This is a genomic window from Mesorhizobium sp. C120A (assembly GCF_030323105.1).
In the GTDB taxonomy this organism is placed as follows: domain Bacteria; phylum Pseudomonadota; class Alphaproteobacteria; order Rhizobiales; family Rhizobiaceae; genus Mesorhizobium.
On the sequence record NZ_CP100476.1, the window covers coordinates 4,548,687 to 4,562,772 of the forward strand.

The 14,086-nt window shown below is 62.9% G+C and carries 12 protein-coding genes; 4 read left to right on the plus strand and 8 right to left on the minus strand.

Annotation, left to right across the window (positions count from 1 at the left end):
* Positions 1-37: 37 nt before the first annotated feature.
* Positions 38-1,225, minus strand: a complete 1,188-nt coding sequence (locus tag NL532_RS22140) for a glycine C-acetyltransferase (RefSeq protein ID WP_023829514.1) — start codon at positions 1,223-1,225, stop codon at positions 38-40.
* Between the two features lie 310 nt (positions 1,226-1,535).
* On the opposite strand from NL532_RS22140, the gene NL532_RS22145 reads away from it, so the two are divergent.
* The gene (locus tag NL532_RS22145) at positions 1,536-3,602 is read left to right on the plus strand and encodes a putative bifunctional diguanylate cyclase/phosphodiesterase (protein WP_023672920.1); all 2,067 of its coding nucleotides are present in this window, start codon (positions 1,536-1,538) and stop codon (positions 3,600-3,602) included.
* Between the two features lie 21 nt (positions 3,603-3,623).
* Here the strand turns inward: NL532_RS22145 and NL532_RS22150 are convergent, their stop codons facing one another.
* A complete protein-coding gene (locus NL532_RS22150; protein ID WP_023672921.1) occupies positions 3,624-4,028 on the minus strand; it encodes a MarR family winged helix-turn-helix transcriptional regulator in 405 nt (134 codons plus the stop codon).
* A gap of 192 nt (positions 4,029-4,220) precedes the next feature.
* On the opposite strand from NL532_RS22150, the gene NL532_RS22155 reads away from it, so the two are divergent.
* On the plus strand, positions 4,221-4,628 hold the full coding sequence (locus NL532_RS22155; protein ID WP_023745497.1) for a hypothetical protein: 408 nt from the start codon (positions 4,221-4,223) through the stop codon (positions 4,626-4,628).
* 220 nt (positions 4,629-4,848) lie between these two features.
* On the opposite strand, the gene NL532_RS22160 is transcribed toward NL532_RS22155, so the two are convergent.
* On the minus strand, positions 4,849-6,894 hold the full coding sequence (locus NL532_RS22160; RefSeq protein WP_023753729.1) for an oxidoreductase: 2,046 nt from the start codon (positions 6,892-6,894) through the stop codon (positions 4,849-4,851).
* A 140-nt stretch (positions 6,895-7,034) separates the two neighbouring features.
* Between NL532_RS22160 and queF the strand changes: the two genes are divergently transcribed.
* Positions 7,035-7,496, plus strand: coding sequence for a preQ(1) synthase (gene queF / locus NL532_RS22165; protein ID WP_023672924.1), 462 nt, complete (start codon positions 7,035-7,037; stop codon positions 7,494-7,496).
* A 7-nt stretch (positions 7,497-7,503) separates the two neighbouring features.
* Here the strand turns inward: queF and NL532_RS22170 are convergent, their stop codons facing one another.
* The 5 genes from NL532_RS22170 to NL532_RS22190 all read right to left on the minus strand — a co-directional run bounded on the left by NL532_RS22170 (position 7,504) and on the right by NL532_RS22190 (position 12,836).
* A complete protein-coding gene (locus NL532_RS22170; RefSeq protein WP_023829513.1) occupies positions 7,504-8,373 on the minus strand; it encodes an alpha/beta hydrolase in 870 nt (289 codons plus the stop codon).
* A gap of 28 nt (positions 8,374-8,401) precedes the next feature.
* On the minus strand, positions 8,402-9,007 hold the full coding sequence (locus tag NL532_RS22175; protein ID WP_023753731.1) for a YqhG/Tai3 family protein: 606 nt from the start codon (positions 9,005-9,007) through the stop codon (positions 8,402-8,404).
* Positions 9,008-9,011: 4 nt separating this feature from the next.
* A complete protein-coding gene (locus NL532_RS22180) occupies positions 9,012-9,491 on the minus strand; it encodes a DUF3828 domain-containing protein (protein WP_023671589.1) in 480 nt (159 codons plus the stop codon).
* 83 nt (positions 9,492-9,574) lie between these two features.
* Positions 9,575-11,224 (minus strand): ABC transporter substrate-binding protein, encoded by a 1,650-nt coding sequence (locus NL532_RS22185; protein WP_023682934.1) that lies wholly within the window; start codon positions 11,222-11,224, stop codon positions 9,575-9,577.
* A gap of 61 nt (positions 11,225-11,285) precedes the next feature.
* Positions 11,286-12,836, minus strand: a complete 1,551-nt coding sequence (locus NL532_RS22190) for a trimethylamine methyltransferase family protein (protein WP_023753734.1) — start codon at positions 12,834-12,836, stop codon at positions 11,286-11,288.
* 89 nt (positions 12,837-12,925) lie between these two features.
* Here NL532_RS22190 and NL532_RS22195 point away from each other — a divergent pair, with 89 nt between their 5' ends.
* Positions 12,926-13,828, plus strand: coding sequence for a LysR substrate-binding domain-containing protein (locus tag NL532_RS22195; RefSeq protein ID WP_023682936.1), 903 nt, complete (start codon positions 12,926-12,928; stop codon positions 13,826-13,828).
* Positions 13,829-14,086: the final 258 nt, after the last annotated feature.

Below are 14,086 nucleotides of genomic sequence, written 5' to 3' on the forward strand. Positions count from 1 at the left end.
AAAGTCGACCCTCCCGACATGGGGGAGGGTAAAACTCTCAGCCAATCACGCCCAATTCCTTGCCGACCGCCGCGAATGCCGCCACGGCGCGATCGATGTCGGCGCTGGAATGCGCCGCCGACATCTGCGTGCGGATGCGCGCCTGGCCTTTCGGCACCACCGGGAAGGAAAAGCCGATGACATAGATGCCGCGCTTCAGCATGCGCGCCGCCATTTCCTGCGCCAGGCTGGCATCGCCCAGCATCACCGGAATGATCGGATGATCGGCGCCGGCCAGCGTGAAGCCGAGCTTGCCCATTTCGGAGCGAAAGCGCGCCGCATTGGCATAGAGGCGTTCGCGCAGGGCGTCGCCATTGCGGATCAGCTCGAACACCTTGATGGAAGCGCCGGCAATCGCCGGCATCAGCGTGTTGGAGAAGAGATAAGGCCGCGAACGCTGGCGCAGCCAGTCGACCACTTGACTTTTGCCCGAGGTGTAGCCGCCCGAGGCGCCGCCCAGCGCCTTGCCGAGCGTGCCGGTGATAATGTCCACCCTGCCCTCGACGCCGCAATGTTCGGCCGAGCCGCGGCCGTTTTTGCCGACGAAGCCGACGGCATGGCTGTCGTCGACCATGACCATGGCGTCGTATTTTTCCGCGAGGTCGCAGACGCCTTTAAGATTGGCGATGATGCCATCCATGGAGAACACACCGTCGGTGGCGATCAGGCGGAAGCGGCAGTCTTTCGCCTCCTTCAGCCGGGCTTCGAGATCGGCCATGTCGTTGTTGGCGTAGCGGAAACGCTTGGCCTTCGACAGCCGCACACCGTCGATGATCGAGGCATGGTTCAGCGCATCGGAAATGATCGCATCCTCCTCGCCGAGCAGTGTCTCGAACAGGCCGCCATTGGCGTCGAAGCAGGAGCCGTAGAGGATGGTGTCGTCCATGCCGAGGAATGATGAAATCGTTGATTCAAGCTGCTTGTGCTCTTCCTGCGTGCCGCAGATGAAGCGCACCGAGGCCATGCCGTAGCCGTAGCGGTCCAGCGCGCCTTTGGCTGCATCGCGCAATTCTGAGCTGTCGGCGAGGCCGAGATAGTTGTTGGCGCAGAAATTCAGCACCTTGTCGCCGCCGACTTCGATCTCAGCCGACTGGGTCGAGGTGATCACCCGCTCGGATTTGTAGAGCCCGGCGGATTTCAGCCCTTGCAGTTCGTTGTCGATATGGGAGAGGAATGCCGCGCTCATGGATCAGGTCCTGTTGAGATTGGCGCGACTGTCGCGCTACGCGCACTAAAAATCCATCGCAAAAGCGACCGTTTCGGTGGCACGGCGGGCTCAACCCTGGCGCGACACGATCGCATGGCCCGCATGCTGGAGTAGCAGGCACGCGAATACGGCCATGCCGCGAAAGAACATGATAACCATCTCGGCAGCTTTCGTTTACTGCCGAAGCAACAGTTCCGCCGGCTTCCAGACCTGTTAACCCTTTCAAGCCAATGGTCTTCTCGCCACGAATCGGTGGCAGAATCAGTTCGACCGAGGGGTCACCTAGAATATGTCGCAGCAGCCGGCGCAAACCGTCTCGGGCAAACTCATCCTGCTGATCAAGAGCGGCTACTGGCTGGCGCTGCTGATCATCGCCGCCATGGTGATGGCCTCCTTCATCCTGCTGCAGCAGATGATGGCGGCGCAACAGCACAACCATACTCTGCTCGACATCGTCAGCACCCAGAAGGCGCTGTCGCAGCGCATTGTCTTTTTGACCAGCGCAACCGGCTCCGCCGCGCGTGACAAGCAGCCGGCCCTAGTTGCCGCGCTGAAACAGGCGACCGCCGAGTTCGAGACGAACTACGACCTGCTGCTCAAACAGACGGGAGCCGACCCGCTGTCGCCGGCATTGTCCGACCCAAAGTCGATCGAGAGCGTCCTTTACGGCAAGCCGTTCCACCTCGACTATTTCTCGGTCGGGCTGGTCGCCAATGGCGAAAGGCTGATCTCGTCCTTCGAATCCCAGCTCTCCGGCAATGCCGCCTACAAGGGCGGCGGCGAGCGCGTCAATCTCGATGCTTCCGTCGCCAATGCGACGCTGTCGGGTTATGCCGCGCTCGGCCAACGCATCGCCGCATTCGCCGACGAGCGGTCGGAAAAGCTCCTCGATCTCCACCGCACCTTGTTCTACGCCACCATCGGCGTCATCGTGCTGGTGGCGCTTTTCATCTTCCGGCCGATGTCGAAGGCGATCCTGCGCAAGACGCACGAGCTTGTCGATGCCCGCAACTCGATGGCCTTCATCGCCGTACATGACGGGCTGACCGGCCTGCACAACCGCACCTTCCTGACCGATCACTTCGAAACGCTGATCAAGGGCGCGCATCGCCGGCGCGAGAGGCTGGCGGTCATCCAGCTCGACCTCGACCGGTTCAAGCAGATCAACGACACACTCGGCCACGCCGCCGGCGACTATGTGCTGGTCGTCACCGCGCAGCGCATGCGCGATTCCTGCCGTGCGTCGGATCTCTGCGCGCGCCTTGGCGGCGACGAATTCGTGATGATCCTCAATGGCGCCGGCGGCCCCGAGGACATCAACATGCTGGCCCGGCGCATCCTGGAGGAGATCAACGAGCCGATTACCTTCCAGGGCACGACCATCCTTCCAGGGGCCAGCGCCGGCATTGCCGTCTATCCCATCGACGCCGACAATGCCGAGGATCTGCTCGTCCACGCCGACCTCGCGCTCTATTCCGCCAAAAAGCTCGGCGGCGGCAGCTTCTCGTTCTTCTCCGAGGAACTCAGGCGCGAGCTAGACTACCGCAAGCAGCTCGAGCACGACATCAAGGTCGCGATTTCGGAGAACGCCTTCCAAGTCTATTTCCAGCCGCAGGTGTCGCTGAGCAACGGCGCCATCAGCGGCATCGAGGCGCTGGTGCGCTGGAAGCATGCCGAGCGCGGCATGATTGCGCCGGGCGAGTTCATTCCGGTCGCCGAAAAATGCGGCTTCATGCCCGAGATCGGCCGCATCGTCTTTACCAAGGCGATCGAGCAAGCAGCCGAATGGGATCGCGCCGGCATCGCTTTCGGCCGGCTTGCCGTCAACGTGTCCGGCACCGAGCTGCGCGAACCCGACTTCGACCGCTTCCTGTTCGCGACGCTGGAAAAGGCCGGCCTTGCTCCGCAGAAACTGTCGCTGGAAATCGTCGAATCCGTCATTCTCGACGACGAGAAGACGGGCATCGCGGCGAAGCTGCGCCACATCCGCGCTGCCGGCGTCCATCTTGAGCTCGACGATTTCGGCACCGGCTATGCCTCGCTCAGCCACGTCAATCCCAACGAGATCGACCGGCTGAAGATCGACCGCCGCTTCGTCCAGAACATCAACGAGAATGGCGACAACACCAAGATCGTGCGCGCCATCACCGAGCTGGCGCGCGGTCTCGGCATTTCGATCGTCGCCGAGGGCGCGGAAACCGAAGCCGAGCTCGATTCGCTGATGGCAATCGGCTGCGATCAGGTGCAGGGCTATTCCATCGCATTCCCGATGCCGCAGGACAAAGCGCGCGAATGGCTGCTGGCGCGCAGCCCGAAGAAAGCCAAGCTGAAGGTGCTTCAGGGCAATTTAGCCTAGACTATTGCCCACCGGTGCCGGTCATTTGGCCGGCGCGACATTCGCCCGCAATGCCGCCAGCACCTCGGCGAACTCCGCCAGCCTGTCGTCCGGCAATCCCGCGCGCAGCCGCTTGTCGAAGATGAGAGCCGCCGCCCGCAGCTTCAGGAACATCGTTTCGCCCGCCTGCGTCAGTTCGACCAGATGAACCCGGCGGTTGTCCGGATCGCGGCGGCGCGTCAGCAAGCCTTGCGCCTCCATGGCGTTGAGATGGTGGGTGAGCGTGGCGCCCTGGATGCCGATCATGCCGGCAAGTTCGCGTTGGTTGGCAAGCTCGCTCGACTTGACCGAAAGCAAGGTCAGCCACACCGGCAGCGTGCCGCCGGCCTCGACCAAAGCGGCGTCAAAGGCCTGCGCCACCAGCTTGGAGGTGCGCGCGAGATTCATGCCGATTGGCGGACGGTCAAAGGGAGTCATGCGCCGACAGTAGAACAAGGCGCCGAGCGATGGAACGCGGCATTATACATTGACATCGAACCATTTGATACCTAACTATCATGCGTGTCGATCTACCCAGTTCGTATCATCCTGCATTCGACAGGGATCCGAGGACGGGCGGCGGGCAAGGAGGAAGCGGTCATGCAATATGTCTACATCGTCGTTATCGGCCTTCACGTCATGGCCGGTGTGTTCTGGGCCGGCACCACCATCACGCTTGCCCGCGACCCCGAGATCAGGGCGGAGCGCTTTATCGGACCGCAAATGGGCTCGGCCGGCATGGTGTTCGTGACCGGCGCCCTGCTCTGGTATTTCTTCCACGGCGCCTATTTCGGCTCGATGGAAATGGTGCTGGCGCTGGGCATCCTGGCCGCCTTCGCCGCTGCCGGCGTTCTCAGCGTCGTCGTCCGCAAGACAAGCCGGCAGCTTGCCGGCGCGGACGCCGCAACGGAAGCGGCGCTGCGCACCAAAATGGCCCGCGGCGAGCGCATCGCCGCCTGGCTTCTGGTACTCACCGTACTTTGCATGGCGACGGCCAGGATGATTTGAGCCCTGCCGCGCGTTGCCTCCCGGTTGAAAAGCATTCCGCATCGTGCGTCGCCTGGCTCTCGGCTGGTGGCGTACGCGGCGCGCAGTTCGGACGGATGTGCAAGGTGGCTCTCCGCACAGAGGTTTGGCTGCGCGCCACCCATCACTTTGATCGATCGAGTTGCGCCCGTCGGAAGGGTGAGATCGAGCTTTGGAACAAGCCGTAGGCCGGCTTGTAGGCTCAAACCCGCAAGCCGAACCTGATGCCGTCATAGATGGCGGCATGGATGTTGCGCGAGGCGACCGCATCGCCGATGCGCAACAGCACGAAGCCCCCTTCGGGGTTGCGTGAAGGAAAAATATCGCCGCCGCCGACCAGCCGCTCGTAATCGACCGCGCCACCATTCTTCGACAGCGGTTTCAGCTGGAGATAGAGATCGTCGAGCGGCGCCGTGCCGTGCTCGACCACCACCTGGTCGACCCGCCTCTCGCCGCGCCAGCCGTCGGCAAAGTCGGAGGCGAGTTCGGCGACCAGCTGGTTGCCCTCGCGCCGTACCGAGCGCAGCCTGGTGTTGATGGTGATGGTGACGCCCTTCTCCTGGAAGGCGCGCATATAGGGCACGTGGTTCATGCCGCCCATTTCGGGGGCGAAGAAGCGCTCCGGCGAAACCAGCTCCAGCTTCGAACCGGCATTGGCGATCAGCTCCGCCGCGCCCATGCCCTGGTGGCCGCCATTGTCGTCGAAGAGCAGCACGTTCTCCGCCGGCTTGACGCTGCCGGCCATGATGTCCCAGCTCGACGTGACGAGATTGTCGCCTGATGTCAGCGGCGGGTTCTGCGGCAGGCCGCCGGTGGCGATCACCACCACATCGGGCGACAGCGCCAGCACATCGTCCTGCTCGGCCCATGTATCGTAGCGGATCCCGACGCCGAGCCGGTCGAGTTCGGCCAGCCGCCAGTCGATGATGCCGATCAGTTCCTTGCGGCGCGGGTTCTGCGTCGCGAGCCGGACCTGGCCGCCGGCCTGACCGGAGGCTTCAAGCACCGTGACATGATGGCCACGTTCGGCCATGACGCGAGCTGCCTCGAGCCCGCCAGCGCCAGCGCCAACGACGACGACTTTCCGCCTGGGCCCTTCGGTCATGACGATGATTTGCGGAATCTCGGCCTCGCGGCCGGTCGCGGCATTGTGGACACAGAGCGCTTCGCCGCCTTCATAGATACGATCGAGGCAATAGGTGGCGCCGACGCAAGGCCGGATCTCGTGCTCGCGACCTTCCATGACCTTCTTGATGATGTGCGGGTCGGCGATATGGGCGCGGGTCATGCCGACCATGTCGAGCTTGCCGGTCGCGATGGCGTGGCGCGCCGTGGCCACATCGGAAATCCGCGCCGCATGGAAGGTCGGAAATTTCGTTGCCGCCCTCACCTCGCCGGCGAAATCGAGATGCGGGGAAGAGCGCATGCCGGTCACCGGGATAACCTTGGTGAGCGCCGCGTCGCTTTCGATCGAGCCGCGGATGATGTTCAGGAAATCGACCTTGCCGGAATTGGCGAGCCGTCTGGCGATCTCGACGCCCTCCTCCTTCGACAGGCCTTTGTCAAAATCCTCATCGGCGACCATACGGATGCCGACGACGAATTTTTCGCCGACCGCCGCCCGCACGGCATCCAGCACCATGTCGGTGAAGCGCAGCCGGTTGTCGAGCGAACCGCCGAACTCGTCGTCGCGATGGTTTGTGGCGGGCGACCAGAAGCCGTCCATCAGATGGCCGTAGGATTCGAACTCGATGCCGTCGAGGCCGGCGGCCTGGCAGCGCTGCGCAGCCGACGCATAGTCGGCGACGATGCGCTCGATGTCCCAGTCCTCGATGGTTTTGGGGAACGCGCGGTGCGCCGGCTCACGCACCGGCGAGGCCGACAGCACCGGCAGCCAGTCGGCCTTGTTCCAGCCGGTGCGGCGACCAAGATGGGTGATCTGGATCATCACCTTGCAGTCATGCTCGTGGCAGGCGTCCGCCAGTTCGGCCAGCCACGGCACGATGCGGTCGTCATAGACATGCAGATTGCCAAAGGCGGCCGGGCTGTCGCGCGAGACGATGGCCGAGCCCGCCGTCATGGTCAGCGCCATGCCGCCCTTGGCCTTTTCGGCATGGTAGAGCCGGTAGCGCTGTTTCGGCATGCCGTCCTCTGAATAGGCCGGCTCGTGGCTGGTCGACATCACCCTGTTCTTCAGCGTCAGGTGTTTGAGCTGGTAAGGCTGGAGAAGCGGGTCGTTGCTGGTCATCATCTTCCTGCCATTCCAGTTTGTGTCGGAGCAGCGCGCGCTGCTCCAGTTCTTGTCTTAAGCATCGAATTTATCCGAAAATCGCTGCACACTTTTTGATCCGATGCTAATGAGCGCGGAAAATCCCCAGGAAAACCACGATGATCGATACCAAAACCCTCACCCAGCTCGGCGCCCACGTCGAGACGCCACAGAGCCCGGAGACCGCGGTCCTGGAGACCGTGCCGTTCCAGCGCGGCGACGGACCGCCGGCGATCGTGCGCTTCACCTGCCCGGAATTCACCTCGCTCTGCCCGGTAACCGGACAGCCGGATTTCGCTCATATCGTCATCGACTACGCACCCGATACCACGCTCGTGGAATCGAAGTCGCTCAAACTGTTCATGACCTCGTTTCGCAACCATGGCGCTTTCCATGAAGACTGCACGGTGATGATCGGCCGCCGCATTGTGGCGGCAACGAAGCCGCTGTGGTTGCGCATAGGCGGCTATTGGTATCCGCGCGGCGGCATTCCGATCGATGTCTTCTGGCAGACCGGCGCTCCGCCCGAAGGCGCCTGGTTGCCCGACACCGGCGTTGCCCCCTATCGCGGCCGTGGCTGAACTGACGTCAGCCATAGGCGGCTCGGCAGAGCTTTGTCGCCAGAAAGGGAAGGACGGCATCGCGATAGCGCGGCTGGTCATACCGCAGCAGGTCCACATGGCCCGCTCCTTCGAACCAGACCAGTTGTGAGCCGGCAGCAGCGCTGTGCAGCGCCTGCACCTGGCTGCGATCGATGAAGGGATCGGTGCTTCCCGCAAGCAGCATCAGCGGTTCACCGATCTGGCCGAGGCGATCGACCGGCCTGACATTGCCGGCGCTCAACCCCAGACGAAGCGGCATCTGCGCCAAAAGCACATCGGCCTGAAAACCGCGCCAGAAGTTGAAAGGCATGCGCCATGCCGTGGTCTCGCGCAAACTCGCGTAAAGCTGCTCCAGAACATAGGCATCGGCGGGCGCTTGCTGTGCCGCAAAGACGAAAGCAGCGGCGCCTAGCGACGAGCCGACAGCGCCAAGCTTCTGGCCAGGAAAACGTTGCCTGGCATAGGCAATGATGCGGGCGGCGTCCTGCGCTTCCGTGTAGCCGAAACCTTGAATGGCACCGCCGCTCTCGCCGTGCCCGGACAGGTCGAACAGGACGACGGAATAGCCGGCGTCGAACAAAAGTTTCGCTCTTTGAACCAGGGCCAGCCTGTTGGCGCCGCGCCCATGCAGCAGTACGACCGCGCCGCAGCTGCCCTTTCGATCAGCCGCCCAGCCGACCAGATCAGGAGCGCCGGGCTGGTCGAGCACGACGCGCTCGACGGGCAAATCGCCGGGAGCCGCCAAAGCTTGCCAAGCCGCGCGGGCGATCAGCATCGTGCCGATGTGCCAGTCGAGGCCGCAGCCGGCAGCGCCCAACCCGACCAGCGCGATCGCGAGCAAAACGCGAAGCTTCATTGCCGACCACCCGGAAACAATCGGCGGCTTATTCGCACTGGTACTGGCTGAGCGCCCATTCACCGGTCACCGAAAGCAGATCGGATATCTTCCAGTCGCCGTCGACCTTCTTCAGCTTCCACTCCAGCCGGTGCTGGTTGCCTTCGACGACGAAGGCGACCACCACCTTGGCCTGATCACCATTGACGGCCTCGATGCTCTTCAGGCTCTTGTCGATTGCAAGCTTGTCGTAATCGGCATTGTCGAGCGCCATGTTGGGGTCGAGGCATTCGCCCTGCCCGGATTTGCGCAACGCGTCGCTCTTGTCGAGTACGGTCTTGGCCGGGTCGACGAAGTTCTTGCGCTGGGTCGGATCGAGCTCCAGTCCGAGATGTTCGTAGAACGGCTTGACCACAGCCGTCGGCGAGCCCGCCAGGACGGGCGCGGCCGGCTCGGCCGGCGGCCACCCAACCGGCGGTGTCGCCGGTTCCACCGCTGTCCCGGGTGGATTTGCGGGCGGTGCTGCGCCGGCCGGTGCCGCCACGGCCGGCGCATTGGCTGGCGGCGGGCCCAACAGGCCTTGTGCTGCGGCTGCGCTCATACCCACCGCCAGCACGCACATGGGCGACAGCGCCAGGGCAAGACGGCGGAGCACGGGATCACTCCGGCGCTTTGTCGGGCATGCATTCCAGCGCGCTCAGCGTCCAGCTGCTGGTCTTGGAGGTGATGTCGGCGACCTTCCATTTGCCGTCGATTTTCTTCAGCGACCACAGCATTTCGCGTTTGGAATCATCGCCTTCCGCAAAAAGGCTGAAGGTGGCGGTGACTTCGGCCGTATCGCCATTGACGGTCTCGGCCAGCTTCAATGTCTTGGCAATCGACTTCTGGTCGAAATCCTGCGCGTCGAGGCCGGGATCGAAGTCGAGGCAGGCGACTTCGTCGGGCTTGTTCTTCGTGGCCTGGTCGTTGAGATCGAACAGCTTGGTCACCGGCTCGGTGAAGCGGTCGCGGTACTTTGCATCTCCCTCGAATTTCACCTCGGGCAGATAAAAGAACTTCACGGCGTTGGAAGCCGGCCCGGCCAGCACTGTCGCTGGCAAGGCAATCGAAAAGACAGCGGCAAGCACTATCGGTTTCATGCAGGATCTCCGGACGTTTGGCGGCAAGGTGCAATACCAGACATCCTGCATATCGGCTTTTTTGCGGCTCATGAAGCACCGTCTCAGCCATCAAGCCAGACGTTCTGCAGGTCCATCTCGAAGGTCTGGTGGACGCCGTAGTTCTTCACCTTCTTGTTCATGTGGCTGTAGAGCTTCTGCCAGAAGGGTTGAATGATGACGCCGGAATCCTGCAGGATCTGCTCGACATCCTTCATCACCTCACGCCGCTTCTCCACATCGATCAGCGACAGCGCCTGCTTCAGCTTGGCGTCGAAGTCCGGGTTGGAATAGGCCGATTCATTCCAGGCCTCGCCGGTGCGATAACCAAGCGCCAGGACCTGGACGCCAAGCGGGCGCATGTACCAGATGGTCATCGAATAGGGATATTTCGTCCAGTCGTTCCAGAAGGTCGAGCCCGGCAGCACCGTGCGCTTGACCTTGATGCCGGCGTCGCGCAGTTGGCCGGCAATCGCGTCGCCGGTGTTCTTCTGCCAATCGTCCTCGACGGTGATCAGCTCGTGCTCGAAATCGGCCTGCCCAGCGTCGGCCATCAGTTTCTTGGCGCCGGCCGCGTCGCGCGTCTTCTTGGGCAGCGCGAAATATTCAGGATGGATAGGGCTGACATGGTGGTTTTCACCGACCGTCCCTCGCCCGGCATAGCCGAGTTCCAGCACCGCATTGTTGTCGACCGCCATCTGCAGCGCGTTGCGCACCCGCTGGTCGTCATAGGGCTTGTGGGTAACGTTCGTGCGGGCAACCAGCGTGGTTGCCGTCGCAACCTCGGACTTCTCCAGCCCCATCTTATCCAGGATGTCGATGAAGTCGGCCGGCGTCTCGAAATTGAGGTCTATCTCGCCGGATTCGAAGGCGTTGATCGAAGCGTTGAAGTCGGTGCCGTAGTCGATGAACTCGACGCTGTCGAGCGGCGCTTCACCACCCCACCACTTGCCGTTTTCACGACGCTTGACCACCGCCTTCTGGCCAACATCGTAGGAGACCAGTTCGAACGGGCCCGTGCCGATCGGCTTCTTGACCGGGTCGGCGCCTTCGGCGTCGAAATTGCGGTGGACGACGAGCGCGGGATAATCGGTGAGGTTCGGGATCAGCGAAATGTCGGGCGCGCTGAGCGTCAGCTTGACCGTATTGTCGTCGACCTTGGCGATCGCGCCTTCCCTGGCCTTGCCCGACTTTTCGTCGATCAGCCCGCCGACGCGAGCGGCCATGGAGTTGCCGGCGACCTTCTTCTCGCACCAGCGGGTAACATTGAAGACCACGTCATCGGCGTTGAAGGCATCGCCATTGTTCCAGGTGATGCCCTTGCGCACATGCAACGTGTATTCCGTGGCGTCGTCATTGATGTCCCAGCTTTCGAGCAGCACTGGCTCGAAGGTGAATTCCCTGGTGTAGCGGACCAGCGGCTCCAGCCAGCAGCGCGAGATGTTGGCCAGTTCCACCCAGTCATAGGTGCGCGGATCTTTTTGTGCCTTGACCGACATCGATATGTGCAGCGTGCCGCCCTTCTTCGGCTCCTCGGCAAAAGCCTGTCCCGGCGCGGCAAGGCCGATCATGCCGTAGGCCAGCGCCGTCGATGCGCCGAACGCACTTGCCAATGCAAGAAACTCGCGCCGGTCCATACGGCCAGCACGCGTCTCTTGCGCCATCGCCTCGATGGCCGTCGGCACGCGATCGCCATTGCTTTTGAAAAGTGTCATGTCTTTCTCCCTTGCGGTTCCCATCGGGTCTTCGCCCGTTATCAACTCATTCGTCGTTCTCTTAGCTAACGCTGTCGGGCAGCCTCTCTTCGCGCTGCGCGATAAAGTCCCTGAGGCCCTCGGCAATGCCCTCATCGAGTTTCGGCTCTTCATAGTCGGCCAGCATGTTGCGGGCTTTCTCGCGGCCGCGCGTGTCGTGGTCCTTCGCCCCTCCGGCCTTCCATTGTTCGTAGGAGTTGAAATCCATGATGGTGGGCATGAAGAATGCCGACTCGTAGTGATCGAGCGTGTGCTGGGTGCCGAGGAAATGGCCCTGCGGCCCGACTTCGCGGATCGCCGCCATGGCCTCCTTGAAGTCGTCGAACGACAGGCCGCCGGCATATTTGTACCAGCCGACAAGCTGCTCGCAGTCGGTGGCGAATTTCGAATAGCCGCAGGTGAGCCCGGCCTCGAGCCAGCCGGCGGAGTGCCAGATGTAATTGGCGCCGGCGAGGATGGCGGCATGCATCAGCATGTTGGATTCATAGCCGGCCTGGGCGTCGTTGAGCTTGGAGCCGACATGGAAGCCGGAGGTTCGCCAGGGCAGTTTGTATTTCCGCGCCAACGCGCCCATCAGATACATCATCTGCGCAGCCTCCGGCGTGCCGCCCATCGGCGCGCCGGTCTTCATGTCAACCGTCACCATGAACTGGCCGTAGATCTGGGGCGAACCCGGGCGCAGCAGTTGGGTGAAAGCGACCCCGGCCAATGCTTCGGCATTGACCTGCGCCACCGCGCCGACGGCCGAGGCCGAAGTCGATGCGCCGCACAGCGCAAAGGGCGCCAGGATCAGCGGCTGATTGCTGCGGGCATAGACCTTCATCGCGTCCAGCATGGTGGCGTCCCACACCAGCGGCGAGTTGCAGTTGGTAATCGACACCAGCACCGGATTGTCGCGAACGAAATCTTCGCCAAAGACGATGCCCGCCATCGCCATCGTGTCTTCGGCGCGGTCTTTGGAAGTAACGATGCCCATGAACGGCTTGTCGGAATGCTTCAGCGCCGAATGGATGATGTGGAGATGCCGTTTCGGCACCGCGATCTCCATCGGCTCGCAGATGATCGAACTCGACGAATGCAGCGCCGGGGCCATGTAGGCGAGCTTGTGAAAATTGTTGAGGTCTTCAAGCGTGCCATAACGCCGGTTGTTGTCGAGGTCGCGCACGTAAGGCGCGCCATACATCGGCGCGAAGATGGAGTTCTTGCCGCCGACGCGCACGGTGCGCTCGGGATTACGCGCATTGAGGGTGAATTCGGACGGAACCTTCGCGACCAGTTCCATCAGCAGGCCGCGGTCGATGCGGACGCGTGTCTCGGACACGTCGGCGCCCGCCGCCTTCCACATGGCGATCGCCTCGTCGTCGCGGAACTCGCAACCGACCTCTTCGAGGATGGCGAGTGACTCCTGGTGGATCAGTTCCACCGCCTCGTCCGGGACCATCTGGTAGGTGGGGATCTCGCGGACCAGCGTTGGGAACGAGGTGACGGGGGCGCTCCTCAGCGCCTTGCGTCCGAGGCGACCGCCGCCGCGGCGGTGGGTTTGCTCGGTCAGTTCAGTGGCCGGTGCGTTCATGGAGCCTCCTCATTCCGTCCAACCAAGTTAGCGAGAGGAAATATGGATGTGATGCTGGAAAATCCTGATCTCTTGTATAAGCTCAGCTTATGCGAAGCCTGCGCCACCTCTTGCCCTCGGCCGGCAGCCTGATCGTCTTCGAGGCGGCGGGCCGGCTGTCGAGCTTCACCGCTGCCGGGCGCGAGCTTGGCATGACGCAGGCCGCCGTCTCCTATGCGGTGCGCGGGTTGGAGGAACAGCTTGGCGCCCAGCTGTTCCAGCGCCGCCACCGCCAGGTCGTCCTGACAGAAGCGGGCGAACGCTTCCATGCCGACGTCTCACTCGGCCTGTCGCATATCCGCAAATCGGCGGAGGATCTGCGCCTGCAGGCGACCGGCGGTCATGTCACGCTGGCGGCGTCGACCGCCTTCGGCTCGTTCTGGATGATGCCGCGGCTGCAGCAGTTCCGCGACGAACTGCCGGGCATCGACTTGCGCATCCAGACCGCCGACCGCGATCTCGACATCATCGCCGAGGGCATCCCGCTCGCCGTGCGCGGCGGCGAGCCGCGCGACTGGGCCGACTATCATTCGCTGCCGCTGGCCGACGAGGAGATTTTTCCAGTCGTAGGCGCCAGCTATCTCGCGAAATTCGGCATGCCAAGGAGCGTCGCGGAGCTGGCGACGCATCGCCTGATCCACCTTGAGGAGCCCTACCGCGAGGCGGCTAGCTGGGACGAATGGTTCCAGTCGGCGGGCGGCAGCCTCGACAACACCGCGCGCGGCCTGCGCATCAACGATTACGGCCTCGTGATCCAGGGCGTCATGGAGGGCCAAGGCATCGCGCTCGGCTGGCGGCATCTGGCCGAACGGCTCCTGGCTTCGGGGCTGCTGGTGCCGGTGACCGATCATGTGCTGAGAACCGGCAAGGCGTTCTACGTGGTTTGGCCTAAGAACCGTGAGCTGAGCGAGAATGCGCGGAAAGTCAGGGACTGGCTGGCGGCGCAGGCTTGAAATCGGTTGCAGCGTAGTCACTATCGCGGAGTTCCTTCACACCCCCCTCTGTCCTGCCGGACATCTCCCCCGCAAGGGGGGAGATTGGCAGTTCATATGTCGCGTCACCCTTCAGGCATTGAAGATTGGCGAAAGCCGTCGTGACATCTGATCTCCCTCCTTGCGGGGGAGATGGCCGGCAGGCCAGAGGGGGGTGCTGTCCCGCTGGCGTCTCCAATGTCCGGCATTCATTGAAGCCTTCCGCACACCCTTCGAATC

What these genes read in the sequence shown, in the direction of transcription:
- NL532_RS22140 (WP_023829514.1), bottom strand. Translation starts at nt 1,225, where the DNA reads ATGAGCGCGGCATTCCTCTCCCATATCGACAACGAACTGCAAGGGCTG.
- NL532_RS22145 (WP_023672920.1), top strand. Translation starts at nt 1,536, where the DNA reads ATGTCGCAGCAGCCGGCGCAAACCGTCTCGGGCAAACTCATCCTGCTG.
- NL532_RS22150 (WP_023672921.1), bottom strand. Translation starts at nt 4,028, where the DNA reads ATGAATCTCGCGCGCACCTCCAAGCTGGTGGCGCAGGCCTTTGACGCC.
- NL532_RS22155 (WP_023745497.1), top strand. Translation starts at nt 4,221, where the DNA reads ATGCAATATGTCTACATCGTCGTTATCGGCCTTCACGTCATGGCCGGT.
- NL532_RS22160 (WP_023753729.1), bottom strand. Translation starts at nt 6,894, where the DNA reads ATGACCAGCAACGACCCGCTTCTCCAGCCTTACCAGCTCAAACACCTG.
- queF (WP_023672924.1), top strand. Translation starts at nt 7,035, where the DNA reads ATGATCGATACCAAAACCCTCACCCAGCTCGGCGCCCACGTCGAGACG.
- NL532_RS22170 (WP_023829513.1), bottom strand. Translation starts at nt 8,373, where the DNA reads ATGAAGCTTCGCGTTTTGCTCGCGATCGCGCTGGTCGGGTTGGGCGCT.
- NL532_RS22180 (WP_023671589.1), bottom strand. Translation starts at nt 9,491, where the DNA reads ATGAAACCGATAGTGCTTGCCGCTGTCTTTTCGATTGCCTTGCCAGCG.
- NL532_RS22185 (WP_023682934.1), bottom strand. Translation starts at nt 11,224, where the DNA reads ATGACACTTTTCAAAAGCAATGGCGATCGCGTGCCGACGGCCATCGAG.
- NL532_RS22190 (WP_023753734.1), bottom strand. Translation starts at nt 12,836, where the DNA reads ATGAACGCACCGGCCACTGAACTGACCGAGCAAACCCACCGCCGCGGC.
- NL532_RS22195 (WP_023682936.1), top strand. Translation starts at nt 12,926, where the DNA reads ATGCGAAGCCTGCGCCACCTCTTGCCCTCGGCCGGCAGCCTGATCGTC.